Raw genomic sequence first — 14,871 nt, forward strand, 5'->3', positions numbered from 1 at the left:
AGGCCTAACCCTTGCCGGGACCGGGCCCCTCGCCGGTGTCCTTGCCAGGGCTTTCCCCGGTGTTCTTGTGCAGGAAGTCCTTGGCCTTCGTGGTGACGTCGTCGATCTTCGCGGAATGCTGGCCGAACTTCGACTTGGCGAAGCCGCTCGCCCTGTCGATGCCCTGCGCGATCTTGCCCGCGTTCTGGTTCAGCGCGTCCTGCGCCTTCTTCTTGAGGTCGCCGAAGTTGATACCCATGTCTCCATGGAACCGGAAACTCACGGTCCTCGCACCGCGTCGAAGGCCGCCGCCACCTGATCGACGACGCCGCAAAGTTGTCTGGTCACGGGGAGTCGCACGGACACCGGATCGCGTTGCCCTTCCACCGCCGCGCCCAGTTCGCCGAGCGCGGCCGTCAGCAGGGCCACGTCCGGCTCGGCGGGCGGGGGCTCGCCGTGCTCGACCGTGACCACCACCTCCGTCACCGCGTCGGCCACCCGTTCCAGCGCGGCGATCATCGGCCACCACGCCAGTGCCTGCCGCCCCGCCTGCGAAGGTTCGACCATCACCTGCTGGAACGCGGTGCGCAGATCGGCTAGGCCGCGGTAGGCCCGCCGGCGTGCCCGTGACCGCGCCAACCGTTCGGCCTGGGTGGTGACCGGCTTCAGGGTGTGCTCGACGTACTCGGAAACAAAGCGCACTTCGTCGGCGAGCCGCCGCCCCACCTTCGGCCGGCGCATCCCCGGCCACAGCAGGTAGCCGAAGATCAGCACGATCGCGCAACCGGCCAGGGTGTCCAGCAACCGCGCGAGCGCCAGCGCCCAATCGGTGTGGCTGGTCAGGTTCATCTGCAGGATGATCAGCGGGGTGATGAACGTGCTCATCAGCCCGTAGTTGCGGGCCTTCCCGATCGCCGCGCCCGCCGCGAAGACCGCGATCAGCAGCACCAACGGCCAGCCGCGGACGCCCACTGCCAGCACGGCCGCGCCGAGCCCGACACCCACCACGGTGCCGATCGCGCGCTGCACGGCCCGTCCGAACACCGAGCCGAAATCCGGTTTGAGCACGATCCCGACGGTCAGCGTGATCCAGTACGACCGCTCGATCGGCAGCACCAGGCTCAGCAACTCCGCGAGCAGCACGCACAGGCTCAGCTGAAGTGCCGCCAGCCAGGTCAGCGGCCCCGAAGCGAGCAGCTCGGCCCATTGCCGCATACGAACGCGCGCCGGGTCTCGCGGCCTCCGGGCTCTTTCCGCGTCCGCGCTGATCTTTTCCAGCCCGGCCGACAGCGGTGAGGAATCGTCATGGAACGACGGGATCGGTTGGTCGGCCAGAACGGCGGCCGACAGCGCGTTCAAGTAGTCGATGGCTTTCCGCGGTGCTCGCTGCCCGGCGTTGACCATCGCGACCGCCGCCTCGACCGCCGGGGTCGTCGCGGACAGCAGGTTGAGCAGCCTGCGGTAGGTGCGGTCGCGGCCGGACAGCCAGGATCGCGCGGTGAGCATGCGGTCGTAGGCGGTGTTCATCGCCCCGGTGAGCTGGTGACGGGCGGCTCGCCGGGCTTCCTCGCCGGGGACGGACAGCATCGCGGCAAGCTGGGTGTAAACCTCGGCGACCGCGCGGCGTTCCGGTCCGGTGGCCCGCCACGTCCAGCCCACCAGCGCGACCGCGAGGCTCCACGCCGCGCCGAGCACGAAGTACCCCGGCTCGAAGGTGACCTGTCCCGTGCCCAGCGTGCCGAAGACCAGCAACATCAGCCCGGCCATCGACGCGTTGCTGGCCGCCGCGCTGATCAGCGCCGACACCGCGGCGACGAGCACGATCAGTGGCACCGAGAACCAGGGCTTGCCCGCGACGAGCGACCCCAGCGCGAAACCTGCCGACGCGGCGAAACCGGCGCCGCCAAGCTGGACGGCCCGGTAGCGGTAGGAGCCCGGGCCGTCGGCGAGCAACATCGGCAGCGCGCCGGTGGAGACCAGCGCGGCCGGGCCGACGCGATCGACGGCGTAGCCGACGGCGAGCGGGACCGCCAGCGCTACGGCCGCCCGGATCGCCCGGTTCCACGGCACCGGGACCGGCGTGCTGCGCAACAACTGCACGAGCCAGCGCGGGGCGGCGAGATCGGCGCGGGTCCGCCGCCAAGATCGCCAAAAGTCCGGCACGGGCCTATCTTCACACCTATGAGCGCTCGGATCTTCCGCTACGAGATCAACCGCACGAGCACCGCGTCCCCCGAAGTGCTGTTCGAGCTGGAAACCGACGCCAAGCGCTGGTCGGAGTGGGGCAAGCCACTCATCGTCCAGGCCGGGTGGGAACGCTGGGCGGATCCGCCGGGCGCGGTCGGGACGATCCGGCGGCTCGGGCTGTGGCCGGTCCTGATGTTCGAGGAAACCGTCGAATACGAACAGAACCGGCGCCACGTCTACACGTTCGCGCGCCGGGCACCGGTCCGGGACTACCGCGCCGAAGTGCTGTTGACCCCGAACGCCTCAGGTGGTACCGAGCTGTGCTGGCGCGGTTCCTTCACAGAACGTCTCCCTCGAAGCGGCCCGCTCACGCTGTTCCTGCTGCGCCGAGTGCTGCTGTTGCTGTCGGCCCGCCTCGTCCGGTCCGCCGAACGGATCTCAGCCCGCACCGAGACAGAGGAAGGGGCGGCGCAGCGGATCGACGGCGGTCGACTGGGCCAGAGCGAGAGCCGGTGACGTGCCGGACGCCAGGCGCCGGTGCAGATCGGCCATGGCGTCGGCCGCCGCGCGGTCGCCGACCCGTGAGATCGCGCCGACGACCGTGCGGGAGCCGCTGGCCAGCAGCGCGCCCGCGAATCCCAGCGCCTCCTCACCGGGCCGGATGTGACTCATCGCGAGTTCGCAGGCGGCGAGCACGACCCGGTCCGGCGGGCTTCTCAGCTGCGCGGTCTCGTGGGCGAACAGGGGACCGTCGACCAGTTCCAGGCGGGAGAACAACGCGTTGGCGGGCTCGTGTGCGCCGTGCGCGACCAGGTGCGCCAGGCCGGTGCCGTCGAGGGCCTCCAGCACGGCCGCGCTGGTGGCGCCCGGCCCGTCGAGCAGCCGGGCCCGCGGGTAGACCGAACGCAGCTTACCCACCTCACCGACCGCGCCCGGCACTCCGGGCCCACCGACCAGCAGCACCGGTTCGGGCCCGCCGCGCCGCGCCGCCGCCACCCAGGACGTCGCCGAAGGCGCGATCGACACCGGACAGCCGCGCAACGACGGCAAGGCCGCCCACGGCAGCGCATACAGCGAGCCGATCGGCACGATCACCAGCTCACGGCCCGCGATCAAGCCGGCCAGCGGCCGCAGCAGCAGTTGGTCCAGCAGGTTCGCCCGCTTCTCCGCCGACGCGGTCACCGCGGCGACGAGCGGAGGCGGCAGTTGGTCCGGGGCGAGCGCGTTCAGATCGGCGTGCAACTGCTTGGTGATCTCTTCCACCTCGAGCCGGGAATCCAGCCACACCAACCGGAACCGGCCGTCCCGGACGACCACGGCCGCGAGCCGGTCGCCCTGGCCGACCACGCTCACCAGCACCCGGTCGCCGAGTTCGGCGGCCACCTCCTCGGGCGAGGCCACCGGGCGCGGGCGGCCCCACGGGCTGGTGTACCAGCCGAGCCTGGCCGCTTCCCGTTGCAACTGGGCGAAACGCTGTTCGAAGGCGCCCGCCGGCTTGCCCTCCAGCCGGTTCTGCTGTGCCATCCGCTGGACGTGCCGCGCCTCGGCGACGAGGTTGGCGAGCTGGGGATCATCGATGGCCGGCAGCGGCTCGTATCGGTAGACCTGCGCGCGGGTGCGCTCCTGCCAGGCGAACAACCTCCGCGCGCCGGCGTGACCGCGAGCACGCTCGAGCACGATCCGCACCGCGAGCCGGCCGAGTTCCAGCCCGTGCACGGCCGTGCCGCACACCAGGTCCAGCCCGCCCATCCGGTCACGCACCCGCGACAACTCCAGCAGGCCCGCCCTGGCCTGGGCGAGCGCGGCGCTGGAGTTCCCGGTGGCAACGGCTAGTTCGGCGCGGCACAGGCGCAGCAGCATGACGTGGTCGACCGGCGTGGTCCGCCGTGGTTTCGGAACTCGCGCGAGCAGTTCCGCCGCCGTTTCGACGGCACCACGGTGTTGTCTGGGGGCAAGCCCCCGGACACTCCTCAGGTGGAGCCGGACCGCGAGCAACCGGGCCACCGCGGCTTCGTCGCGCAGCCCCAGTCCGGCCAACCGCTCAGCGAGATCGACGAGTCGCGTTGGCAACCGCGCCGGTGGGCGATGGTGGAGTTCGAGCACTTCGGTGGCGTCCGCCCGGAGCCTGGCCAACGCCGCGACCTTGGCCCATCTTTCGTTGCCACGCCGGAGAAATCGCCGCCTCGCGGCATCGGCGAGTGCCCTCGCCCGGTCGAAGTCGCCCTGCAGGATCGCCGCGGCCGCGCGAGCCACCTCGGCTTCGGCCACGTCCTGAACGACCCCGTTCTTGCGGAGTTCGGGCAGTGCGTCGTCGAGATGGCGGGCGGCGTCATCGGCGAGCCCGGCCGCGAGCAGTGCCCTGGCCTGATCGAGCCGGACCAAAGGCAACGAGCCAGGCCCCGCCGAGGAGAAGATGCGCGCGGCTTCCTCGTAGTGGCGCAGCGCATCCGGGATGTCTCCCACCAGCAGCGCGCGGTCGCCGAGGTTGTGCCGCACCTTCGCTTCCAGTTGCCGGTGCTCGTTGGCGACCGCGAGCGCCAGGCATTCCTTGAGATCGGTGAGCGCCGCTTCCGGATTGCTCAAGCGCAGGTGCACGTAGGCGCGGTTGATCAGGGTCGAGGCGAAGCGGAACCAGTCGTCCCCCGCGGACCGCTCGACGGCGGGCAGACAGGCGTCGAAGAGAGCCAAAGACTCCTTGAGTCTCCCGGAGCGAAACAGCAGCACCGCCCGCTGCAGGGCCGCGACCAGCTCGAGGTCCTCCCGCCGGGGACCCGGTGGCATGCGGTGCAGCGCGGCGCCGGCGGCTTCCAGATGAGCCAGCCCCGCCTTGATCGAAGTCGTCTCCGCTTCCGCCGACGCCAGGCTGACCAGGATGCGGGCGCGGGTGGCAAGCCATTCGGCGTCGACGGTGGCCGCCGCGTCGAGTTCGCGGAGGGCACGGAGAAATCCGCGCATCGCCCGTGCCGGGCCGTGATCGGCCGCCGCGGTCCAGGCACGCTCGTACAGGCGAACCGCCTTGGCCACGGCACGGCTCGGCTGGGAACTACGCACGGAGGTCTGGGGACTTGCCCCTGGACGGGGTCTGGGGGTCGCACTCCCAGATGGCACGGACACGCAGGCTATCTGAGCACATCCGGAATGTCCTGGGAGCAGCCGGTAAGGGCTTACAACACCACGGCGGGTGTGACTACGGTCCGGTTGCCGGCACCGGCGACCGAAATCACGATCTGCGTGGTCCCCCTGGGTATCTCGTCGAGCACGAACCGGCCCCCCTCGTCCGCCGTGGTGGATGTCGAGCCGTAGCCGGCGACCCTGACCTCGACGTCGTGCTCACCCGCAGGCACGAGCCAGCCGTCGATGCGGTGGCACAGCCCGGTCTTGGTCAGGTTGATCATGATGGTCAGGTCGCTGACGGTGAACGTGATCGTGCCCTGGTCGACGCTGCTGCGCACCCCGGTCAACCGGCCCGCCCGTTCCCACTGGGCGACCTCGACGTCGAGATTCTCCAGCTCCAGCGCGAACTGCACGCGTTGCACCAGGCCGGCCGGCGGCTGGTCGACCAGGTCGAGGATCCGGCCCAGATCGGCGAGCAGCACCTCGTCATCGGGATGCGCGCCCTCCGGCGCGTGGGTGTCGTTCATGCGCTGCCCCCTTCGATGTCCAGTAATTCGCGCATCGTCTTCAGGCAGCGGCCCCGGTTCGGCCCGATACTGCCCCGGGGCATCCGGAGCACCTCGGCTACGACCCGGTACTCGGCGCGCCCGGCGAGCACCGTGAGCCGCAGGATTTCCTGACAACGCTGGGGAAGCTTGCCGAACGCCCGCCAGATTCCGCGGTCCCGCTCGCTGCGCAGTACCTCCGCCTCGGGGGCAGGTTGCGTGCTCGGCACGGCTTCGGCCAGCTCGTCGGTGAGCGGCATCGGCTGCGGCTTGCGGCCGTTGACCCGCTGGGCCTCGTGGCGCGCCGTGGTGACCAGCCAGCCCGCGAGCGCCTTCGGCTCCCTGATCTGGTCGAGCCGGGAGAACAGGGCAAGCCACACGGTCTGTACCACGTCCTCGGCGGTGTGTCTGTCCGAGCTGTGCCCGCGCGCGACGTTCCACACCAGCGGTGTCAGCTCGGCGACCAGCCGATTCATGGCAAGGCGGTCACCCTCGCGGGCCGCCCGCAGGCAGACCTCGAACAGCTCCGGACCGTGCAGGCCCTCCCACGGAGGATCCGCCTCGGCGGTTCGAGCTTTCGTCACCGGATTCGCCCCCACTCTGAGTGGTTCTCTTCAAGTCGGCGCTGGAAGTATCTTGTGTCCCATTACGGGTAAGAGGGTGCCGCTGGCCGCCTGATACATAGTTCACTCATTTGACCTAACGCCGCCGGTTACAGACAGAACAAAAGTGACAGAGCGGCGCGGCTCCCGCTCCCACGGCCGTACCAGCTCCGCCCTGATCAGGAGCCGGCCGGCGCCGACGATGTCGAGCGCCAGCCGGCGAACCCCCCCTTGCCCCGGTGGCTGTTCCCCCTGAGCCACCGCGCCACCCGAACGGCCGTCCTCCCTCAAGTACTCGTCGACGACCACCTGGACCGCTTCCGGAAGTTGCCAGTGCCACTGGTAGCCCGAGGTCCGGGCCTCCGGGAGCCGGAGCTCCACGGTGTCGCCGACCCGCAGTTCCGTCGTCTCCCCCGCGTCGGCCTGCGCCAGCCGGACCAGTGACACCGCTCCTCCTTTCCGCGTTCCCTTCGGGGTTGGTGGTGGCTGGCGGCCCCCTCGGCTGTCAGCCACCACCGTCCTGGTGCCGACCACTCAGGTCAGACCAGGAGCTGATCGATCTGCCCGGCCTCGTCCTCGTGGAAGGCGACCGGGCTCCCATACGTCCTGGCCAGCACGGCCAGCGAGATCAGCGCGCCGTGCCCGGTCTCGGACGAGGCCAGCCGCTTCCAGCCGAGGCCGTGCACCCACGCCCACACCCCCGGGGACCCGCTGAAGGACCACAGGTGGGTGATCACCCTGCCGCGGACCCAGGCCCCGGAGTCCGGCGCCACCGGCCCGAACCCGTTGACGACCGGGACCGGCGTGTCCACCGGCGGCGGCAGGTACGGTTGCCAGTTCCCGGTCGGCGGCGGCGCATACGGCTGCCAGTTCCCGGTCGGCGGTGGCGCGTAGGGCTGCCAGTTGCCCGTGGGCGGCGGCGCATACGGCTGCCAGTTCCCGGTGGGCGGCGGCGCATACGGCTGCCAGTTGCCCGTGGGCGGCGGCGCATACGGCTGCCAGTTCCCGGTCGGCGGGCCGGCCGGGTGCCACTCGCCGTCGGGGACCGGCGGCCGCTCGGTCTCCTCCTCCGGCCCGCTGGCCGGAGGATCTATCTCACTCGTTGTCATCAGGTCCGCTCCCCACTCCAACGTCAGTAGCCGGTCTGGACCGCGATCAGTTCGTCGTTCTCGACGAACGGGACCACGGGGTAGCCGCCGGCCCGTGCGCCGGTGAGCAGCGCGAGCTGGGTGCCCATGCCACCCGGCCCACCGGAAACCCGAGTCCAGCCAAGCCTTTCCAGGTACGCCCATCCGCCGCCGTCCGACGCGGACGCGTACAGGCCCAGCGCACGTTGGGCGGGTAGCCACGCGCGCAGGGTCACCCCGGTGCAGCCAAGGGTGGTCGGCCGCGGCTCCGGGTAGTCCTCGATGTAGGCCTCCCCGTAGGCGATCCGGAAGAATCCCCCCTCGCCCCAGTTCGTGCCCCATGAGTTCTTGGCTATCCAGCAGCCCTGCTCGTCGTCCCAGCCGATCAGCGCGACACAGTGGCCGCCGCTGGTCTTGTCGGTGGTATTCCGGTAGATGCCGCCGGTGTAGTGAAAGAAGTCGTCGTAGATCACCATGCACGCGATCACCGGGCCGTAGCCGTAGATGTGGTACTTGATCTCGGCCGGCTTCCGCGTAAGGTCGATGATGTTCTCGGCGCGCGCCATACGGTTCGGCCAGTCCGGGTTGAGCGAGCCGGCACCGTCGGCGCGGTAGGGCCAGTAGTCCTCGAAGGTCACCCCACCGCCGACGCAGTCGCCGAGCAGGTCGTCCGGCCACGAACCGTCGTGGGACTTGCCGTCGCGCGCGGCCTCGTAGCCGAAGAAGAGGTGCGCCTCCGACAGATCCAGATCGAGTCCCGCGACCCGGCGCGTGTATGCCGCGGTGCTCTCCAGGGCCGCGGCCACGGCGAAGGCCGAGCACGAACCGCACTCGCCCTGGTCCTTGATCGGTGTGGTGTAGTCGCCGCCACCACGGAGGTCGAACGACTCCGGCAATCGCTCAGCCGGCGCGTTCGCCGCCGTACACCGCAGGCCGGCGGCCCCGAGCGCGGCTTCGGTCATCTCCCCCCGCAGGTTCGCCCTGCGTTCGACCTCTTCCGCACTCGGGGCCGGCACCCCCAGTCGCGCCAGGCGCGACTCTCCCCCGAGCCGGCTGAGCCCCGTCTCGCCCGCCCGCCACGGGTCCCCAACCGTGGCGAGGGACGCGCGAACCTCCGCGAGTTCCTCCTCCCAGGACCAGGCGGAGCTCATCTGCATCCTCCAAATGGGGGTACAACTTGCCGACGCCTCTATGACGCGTCAGCAGCCCCGACAGATACAGACAGGCGCACTTTTTTGGGAAAGCCCAGGTCCGGTCCGGACATATTCACTCGAACAGAGCAGTCGAGAGGTCAACCCTTCGCGACGGAAACCGCTACACGGACGAGGCTGTCGTCGGAAACCGCGCGCAACAGGTAGTCGGCCAGGTCCGCACGCCCGATGGTGAAGCTGCCGCGGACATTGGCCCCGGCCAGGCTCGCGATCCTGCCGCTCGGTGGCCCGTCGGTCAGCCGCGGCGGGCGCACGATGGTCCAGTCGAGTCCGCTCGCCTGGACCAAACCCTCCATCACCCGCATGTCCGCATAGCCCTCGCGGAGCAACCGGATCAGCACCGGTTTGAAGATCCGGCCGGTGAAGAAGCTGTCTCCTTCGGTGTGCATCCCGCTGTTGCTGACCACGACGAGCCGCCGGGCGCCGGCCGCCGCCATCGCGGTCACGATGCCGCGGGTGCCGTCGCGGCAGATGGTGCTCGGCCCGCGGCCGACCGGCCCGAGCGCGGAGATCACCGCGTCCCGGCCGGTGACCGCCGGGGTGATCGCGGCCGGGTCGAGCACGTTCGCGGTGACCACGTCGAGCAGATCACCGGCGGGCACGGCCAGGCGCGCGGGATCGCGGACGACGGCGGTGACCTGGTGCCCGGCGACCAGTGCCTGCTTGACCGCCTCGGTCCCGGTCCGGCCGCTCGCGCCGAAGACGGCGAGTTTCATGACTCCTCCTGGGTTAGTGTTCACTCACCACACTAAGGTGAGTGAGTACTCACCCACCCGTCAAGTGAACGCTGAGAAAGGACTGAGAGGTAAGGCCATCGCGGCACCCAGGCACACAGAGCACGCCCGGCCGAAGGCCACGCGATCTTGGCGACAGGCGCCAAACAACAAACGGCAACCTACGAACACAGTGCGTTTCGGCGACGCGATCGCGTTCGCGTTCGCCCGCGGGCCGCGGGCCGCGGAGAAGAAAGGACCGAGAGCGTGGGAACTCGCGACGAGATATTGGCGGCGGCAGCGAAAATCATGCGCGAGCGTGGGTATGCCCGCGCCACGACCAAGGAGATCGCCCGCGCGGCGGGTTACTCGGAAGCCGCGCTGTACAAGCACTTCCGGGACAAGACGGAGATCTTCCTGAGCGCGCTTTCGGAGCAGCTGCCCGCGCTCGGCGCGACGCTGCGTGAGCTCACCGACCACGCCGGCCGGGGTACCGTCCGAGCCAACCTGACCAGGGTCGCGCGCGCCGCACTGGACTTCTACGCGGAAAGCTTCCCGATCGCGGCCTCGCTGTTCTCCACCAGTGAACTGCTGGCGGCGCACCGGAAGGCGGTGCGGGAGCTGGGCGCGGGGCCACGCGGACCGCACGAAAGCCTGGTGCGTTACCTGCGCGCCGAGGAGCGGCTGGGACGGCTACCCCGGATCGACGCCGAGGCTGCGGCGGCGCTTCTGCTCGGAGCCTGCTTCCAGCAGGCCTTCCTGATCCATTTCGAGGGCGTGCGCCCGGAGCCGGCCGAACTTGACAAGCTGGCCAAGAGCCTGGTCAGGACTTTGCTTCCCAGTGCTGGCGCCAGCGCTCGACCAGCATCGGCAACTCCTTCGCCAGGAAGTTGAAGAAGTCTCGCGTCTCGGCGAGACGGCGGCCACGGTCGGTGTTCGGGCCGACGGCTTGAACACCCTCGTCGAGGGCGTCGCACAACGTCCGGAAGAGCACGTCTCGGTGACCGACGGTGTAGTACCACTGCTCGTCGCCGATGAAGTAGTGGTCACGGCGTTCACCGGGCCTGCGCCCACGTTCGATCATGTTGAGCTGCATGTTGTAACGAACGGCGCCGGACACCGCGGCCGGGCTGATCTGCAGCATTTCGGCCAGTTCCGCGGCAGTCATGCCATCGGAACCGGCCACCAGCAGCGCGGAGAAGACCCGCGCCGGCATCCGCGCCATACCCGCGTTGGTCAGCAGGAGCGCGAACTTCTCCACGAAGCGCAGAACAGCGTCGTCCTCGGCCGGATCGCGCTGGGATTGAGGTCGGCTCGACATGGGGACCATCCTCTCTAACACCAGATGGCGGCCTTCACCCGATCCATCCTTTTTTCATGCTTCACAACTTTGTGAAACAAGTGTAGCTTCGGCTGCCATGGACAACGCCATCTCCATCTCCGGCCTGCACAAGTCGTTCGGGTCGACCAAGGCACTGGACGGCCTCGACCTGCAGGTCGCGGCCGGCGAGGTGCACGGCTTCCTCGGCCCGAACGGCGCGGGGAAGTCGACCACCGTCCGCGTGCTGCTCGGTCTGCTACGCGCGGACTCCGGCGACGTCCGCCTGCTCGGTGGTGACCCGTGGCGCGACGCCGCCGCGCTGCACCACCGGCTCGCCTACGTCCCGGGCGACGTCAACCTCTGGCCCAACCTCTCCGGTGGCGAGGTGATCGACCTGCTCGGCAGGCTGCGCGGCGGCCTCAACCAGCGCCGGCGCAAGGAGCTCATCGAGCGCTTCGACCTCGATCCCACCAAGAAAGGCCGCACCTACTCCAAGGGCAACCGGCAGAAGGTCGCCATCGTGGCCGCACTGGCCTCCGATGTGGAACTGCTGATCCTCGACGAGCCGACCTCCGGGCTCGACCCGCTGATGGAAGCGACTTTCCAGTACGCCATCGACGAGGAGCGCGAGAAGGGCCGCACGGTGCTGCTGTCCAGCCACATCCTCGCCGAGGTCGAGGCGCTGTGCGACCGGGTGAGCATCATCCGCAACGGCCGCACGGTGGAGACCGGCACGCTGGCCGACCTGCGCCACCTCACCCGCACGTCGATCACCGCCGAACTGGCGGGACACCCGGACGGACTGTCCACTTTGGCGGACATCCACGACCTGCGGGTCGAGGGCAACCGCGTCCGGTTCGATGTCGAGACGCACTCGTTGGACAAGGCGCTGCAAAAGCTCACCGAGGTCGGCGTGCGCAGCCTGACCAGCCAGCCGCCTACGCTCGAGGAACTGTTCCTGCGTCACTACACGGCCGAGGCGAGCGCGCGGTGACGGGACAACATCCGGATCAAGACGCGGGCCACACAGTGACCGCCGAGCCCGCGCCGAAGGATTCCGAGCGCGCAAAGTCGCGGAGAAGGCGGAAAGAATTTCTGGGGACGAGGCATCTGGTCCGGCTCGCGCTGCGGCGGGACCGGATCGTCATGCCGATCTGGGTGCTCGTGCTGGGCTTCATTCCGGCCGCCACGGTGGGCGCCTACGACCAGCTCTATCCGGACGCGGCCGGCCGCGCCTCGCTCGGCGCCGGAATAGCGGCGAACCCGACGTTGCGCCTGCTCTACGGCCCGCCGTTCGACCTGTCCACCGCGGGCGGTTACACGGCCTGGCGCTTCGGCGCCTTCGCCGGCCTGTTCGTCGGGTTGGCCTGCATCTTCACCGTCACCCGGCACACGCGGCAGGAGGAGGACACCGGTCGACAGGAGCTGCTGTCCAGCACCGTCACCGGCAGGCGTGCCCCGCTGGCCGCGGCCCTGCTGGTGGCCGGCGCCGCCGCGCTGGCGACCGGGCTGATCACCACGGTACTGCTGATCGCCGCGCGGCTGCCCGCGGCGGGATCGATCGCGTTCGGTCTCGGCATCGCGCTGACCGGCTGGGTCTACGCCGGAATCGCCGCGATCACGGCCCAGATCGCGGAATTCTCCCGCACGGCCAACGGGATCGCGACCGCCGTGCTCGGGACGACGTTCCTGCTTCGCGCGGTCGGCGACTCCGCGACCGACATCGGCTGGCTGTCCTGGCTGTCCCCGATCGGCTGCGCGACGCGGGTCCAGCCGTTCGCCGGGGAACGCTGGTGGGTGTTGGCGCTGCTCGCCGGTGCGGCGGTCGTGCTGTGCGGGCTGGCCTACTGGCTGCTGCCACGCCGTGACATCGGGATGGGCATCGTTTCCAGCCGCCCGGGTCCCGCCGCCGCGTCCTGGCTGTCCTCGCCGTTCGCCCTTGCCTGGCGGCTGCACCGCGGGATGCTGACCGGCTGGCTTGCCGGGTTCGCGGTGTCGGGCCTGCTGTTCGGGTCGATGGCCGACGGGATCGGCGATCTCGTCGGCAACAGCGAACAGGTCCGGCAGACCTTCGAGCGGATGGGTGGCGCGTCGGCCATGGTGGACGCGTTCATCGCCGTGATGGCGAACCTGTTCGGGATGGTCGCGGCGCTGTACGCGGTGCAGGCGACCTTGCGCATGCGCTCGGAGGAGGTCGCTCTCCGGCTGGAGCCGGTACTGGCGACCAGGACGCGGCGGCTTCAGTGGGCCGCCGGTCACCTGGTGTTCTCGCTGGTGGGCAGCGCGGTGTTGCTGATGGTCGGCGGGCTGGGCGTGGGCCTGGTGCACGGAGCGAAGGTGCACGACATCGGCGGCCAGATTCCGGCCTTGCTCGGGGCGTCGATCGCACAGCTACCGGCGGTCTGGGTGGTGGCCGGCGTCGCCGTGATCGCGTTCGGGTTCGTGCCCAAGTACTCGGCCCTGGGCTGGTCCGCGGCGTCCCTGGCGCTGGTGCTGGCGCTGTACGGGCCGCTCTTGCGGTTGCCGCAGGCCGTTGTGGACGTCTCGCCGTTCACGCACGTCCCAAGGCTGCCCAGCGCCGAACTGACCTTGACGCCGTTGCTGTGGCTGACCGGCACAGCTGTGGTCCTCATCACACTTGGCTTGGCAGGTTTCAAGCGCCGAGACATCGGGTAATCACGCGTGGGGTAGTGGAGAGAGCCCGGACTGGTCGGGGGTCCGGGCTCTCTCTGCGCTTCCTGAACGTATTAGCGCGCGCCCCCACGGGTACCCCGGGCAGATGATCGAGAATGTGCCCAAGCAGCTCTTCGTCGGCGGCGAGTGGCGCGAGGCCGCCGATTCCTTCGCTGTGCAGGATCCCGGGAACGAGCGGCAACTCTGCGAGGTCGCGGACGCGCAGGAGTCCGACGCCCGGGACGCGGTCGAAGCGGCCGTCGCCGCCCAGGGCTCCTGGGCCGCCACCCCGCCGCGTGAGCGAGGCGAGATCCTGCGCCGTGCCTGGGAGCTGATGACCACCCGCACCGAAGATCTCGCGCTCCTGATGACCCTGGAAATGGGCAAGAGCCTCGCCGAGTCGCGGGCCGAGGTCGCTTACGCCGCGGAATTCTTCCGCTGGTTCTCCGAGGAGGCCGTGCGCATCGACGGCCGGTATGCGCACAATCCGGCCGGCGGCGGACGGATGTTGGTCACCAAACACCCGGTCGGACCGTGCCTGCTGATCACGCCCTGGAACTTCCCGCTGGCCATGGGCACCCGCAAGATCGGTCCGGCGATCGCGGCCGGCTGCACGATGATCGTCAAACCCGCGCAGCTCACCCCGCTGTCGATGCTCAACCTCGCGGCGGTGCTGCGCGAGGCCGGACTGCCCGACGGCGTGCTGAGCGTGCTGCCAAGCACGTCGGCGAGCCGGATCTCCGGTCCTGTTCTGGCCGATCCGCGGGTGCGCAAGATGTCGTTCACCGGATCGACCGAGGTGGGCCGCAAACTGGTCGAGCAGTGCGCGCCCAACCTTCAGCGGACCTCCATGGAACTCGGCGGCAACGCGCCCTTCCTGGCCTTCGAGGACGCGGATCTGGACGCCACGGTCGAGGGCGCGCTCACGGCGAAGATGCGCAACAACGGCGAATCCTGCGTGGCCGCCAACCGCTTCCACGTGCAGTCGTCGATCGCCGGGGAGTTCGTGCGCGGGCTGACCGACGAGATGTCCGCCATGAAGGTGGGGCACGGCACCGAGGACGGGGTGCGCGTCGGGCCGCTGATCAGCGGCGACCAGCGAGACAAGGTGATCGAACTGGTCGAGGACGCCGTCGACCGGGGCGCGCACGCGACCACTGGCGGGAAACCGTTGGACGGCAAGGGTTTCTTCTATCCGCCGACGGTACTGGCGGATGTTCCGCCCGACGCCCGCATCCTGCGTGAGGAGGTCTTCGGCCGCAAACATTCACCTGTTGAGATCGGTGCTGGTGGGGGACGTGGTGTGATGGCCGGTCGGTTGGTGCCGGTCGGCTGGTGATGGTGTGGTGTTTCGGGTCAGGTGGGGATGGTGTCTGGTGGCATCCAGGGTTTGCCGATG

15 protein-coding genes are annotated in these 14,871 nt (G+C 69.9%); 5 read left to right on the forward strand and 10 right to left on the reverse strand.

Annotation, left to right across the window (positions count from 1 at the left end; genetic code table 11):
• Positions 1-4 precede the first annotated feature (4 nt).
• Both VJT49_RS05770 and VJT49_RS05775 read right to left on the reverse strand, forming a co-directional pair.
• Positions 5-238: an antitoxin gene (locus VJT49_RS05770; RefSeq protein WP_324163644.1), complete on the reverse strand. Its 234-nt coding sequence runs from the start codon at positions 236-238 to the stop codon at positions 5-7.
• A gap of 20 nt (positions 239-258) precedes the next feature.
• Positions 259-2,142 (reverse strand): FUSC family protein, encoded by a 1,884-nt coding sequence (locus VJT49_RS05775; protein ID WP_324163645.1) that lies wholly within the window; start codon positions 2,140-2,142, stop codon positions 259-261.
• A gap of 18 nt (positions 2,143-2,160) precedes the next feature.
• Between VJT49_RS05775 and VJT49_RS05780 the strand changes: the two genes are divergently transcribed.
• Positions 2,161-2,682, forward strand: a complete 522-nt coding sequence (locus tag VJT49_RS05780; RefSeq protein WP_324163646.1) for an SRPBCC family protein — start codon at positions 2,161-2,163, stop codon at positions 2,680-2,682.
• Here the strand turns inward: VJT49_RS05780 and VJT49_RS05785 are convergent.
• The 7 genes from VJT49_RS05785 to VJT49_RS05815 form a co-directional block, all read right to left on the reverse strand.
• On the reverse strand, positions 2,605-5,121 hold the full coding sequence (locus VJT49_RS05785; RefSeq protein WP_324163661.1) for a CHAT domain-containing protein: 2,517 nt from the start codon (positions 5,119-5,121) through the stop codon (positions 2,605-2,607). The two genes, VJT49_RS05780 and VJT49_RS05785, sit on opposite strands and share 78 nt — an antisense overlap.
• 209 nt (positions 5,122-5,330) lie before the next feature.
• Positions 5,331-5,807, reverse strand: coding sequence for a carboxypeptidase regulatory-like domain-containing protein (locus VJT49_RS05790; protein WP_324163647.1), 477 nt, complete (start codon positions 5,805-5,807; stop codon positions 5,331-5,333).
• Complete coding sequence (locus VJT49_RS05795; protein WP_324163648.1) at positions 5,804-6,409, reverse strand: sigma-70 family RNA polymerase sigma factor; 606 nt, start codon at positions 6,407-6,409, stop codon at positions 5,804-5,806. Before VJT49_RS05795 ends, VJT49_RS05790 begins: the two co-directional genes overlap by 4 nt.
• A 102-nt stretch (positions 6,410-6,511) precedes the next feature.
• Positions 6,512-6,874 carry a protease inhibitor I42 family protein gene (locus tag VJT49_RS05800; protein WP_324163649.1) on the reverse strand — a complete coding sequence of 121 codons (363 nt, stop codon included), beginning with the start codon at positions 6,872-6,874 and terminating at the stop codon, positions 6,512-6,514.
• 92 nt (positions 6,875-6,966) lie between these two features.
• Positions 6,967-7,536: a hypothetical protein gene (locus tag VJT49_RS05805; RefSeq protein ID WP_324163650.1), complete on the reverse strand. Its 570-nt coding sequence runs from the start codon at positions 7,534-7,536 to the stop codon at positions 6,967-6,969.
• Positions 7,537-7,559: 23 nt separating this feature from the next.
• Complete coding sequence (locus VJT49_RS05810; protein WP_324163651.1) at positions 7,560-8,705, reverse strand: C1 family peptidase; 1,146 nt, start codon at positions 8,703-8,705, stop codon at positions 7,560-7,562.
• Positions 8,706-8,845: 140 nt separating this feature from the next.
• Positions 8,846-9,481, reverse strand: a complete 636-nt coding sequence (locus tag VJT49_RS05815; RefSeq protein WP_324163652.1) for an NAD(P)-dependent oxidoreductase — start codon at positions 9,479-9,481, stop codon at positions 8,846-8,848.
• A gap of 264 nt (positions 9,482-9,745) precedes the next feature.
• Here VJT49_RS05815 and VJT49_RS05820 point away from each other — a divergent pair, with 264 nt between their 5' ends.
• Entirely contained in the window at positions 9,746-10,372 is a 627-nt protein-coding gene (locus tag VJT49_RS05820; RefSeq protein ID WP_324163654.1) for a helix-turn-helix domain-containing protein, read from the forward strand.
• Here the strand turns inward: VJT49_RS05820 and VJT49_RS05825 are convergent.
• Positions 10,302-10,799 (reverse strand): GbsR/MarR family transcriptional regulator, encoded by a 498-nt coding sequence (locus VJT49_RS05825; protein ID WP_324163655.1) that lies wholly within the window; start codon positions 10,797-10,799, stop codon positions 10,302-10,304. The two genes, VJT49_RS05820 and VJT49_RS05825, sit on opposite strands and share 71 nt — an antisense overlap.
• A gap of 97 nt (positions 10,800-10,896) precedes the next feature.
• Between VJT49_RS05825 and VJT49_RS05830 the strand changes: the two genes are divergently transcribed.
• From VJT49_RS05830 to VJT49_RS05840, 3 genes are all read left to right on the forward strand, one after another.
• Positions 10,897-11,793 carry an ABC transporter ATP-binding protein gene (locus VJT49_RS05830; RefSeq protein ID WP_324163656.1) on the forward strand — a complete coding sequence of 299 codons (897 nt, stop codon included), beginning with the start codon at positions 10,897-10,899 and terminating at the stop codon, positions 11,791-11,793.
• Between the two features lie 152 nt (positions 11,794-11,945).
• Positions 11,946-13,475, forward strand: coding sequence for an ABC transporter permease (locus tag VJT49_RS05835; protein ID WP_324163657.1), 1,530 nt, complete (start codon positions 11,946-11,948; stop codon positions 13,473-13,475).
• A gap of 103 nt (positions 13,476-13,578) precedes the next feature.
• Positions 13,579-14,811, forward strand: coding sequence for an NAD-dependent succinate-semialdehyde dehydrogenase (locus VJT49_RS05840; protein ID WP_324163658.1), 1,233 nt, complete (start codon positions 13,579-13,581; stop codon positions 14,809-14,811).
• Positions 14,812-14,871: the final 60 nt, after the last annotated feature.

Source organism: Amycolatopsis sp., assembly GCF_035276945.1.
GTDB lineage: Bacteria > Actinomycetota > Actinomycetes > Mycobacteriales > Pseudonocardiaceae > Amycolatopsis_E.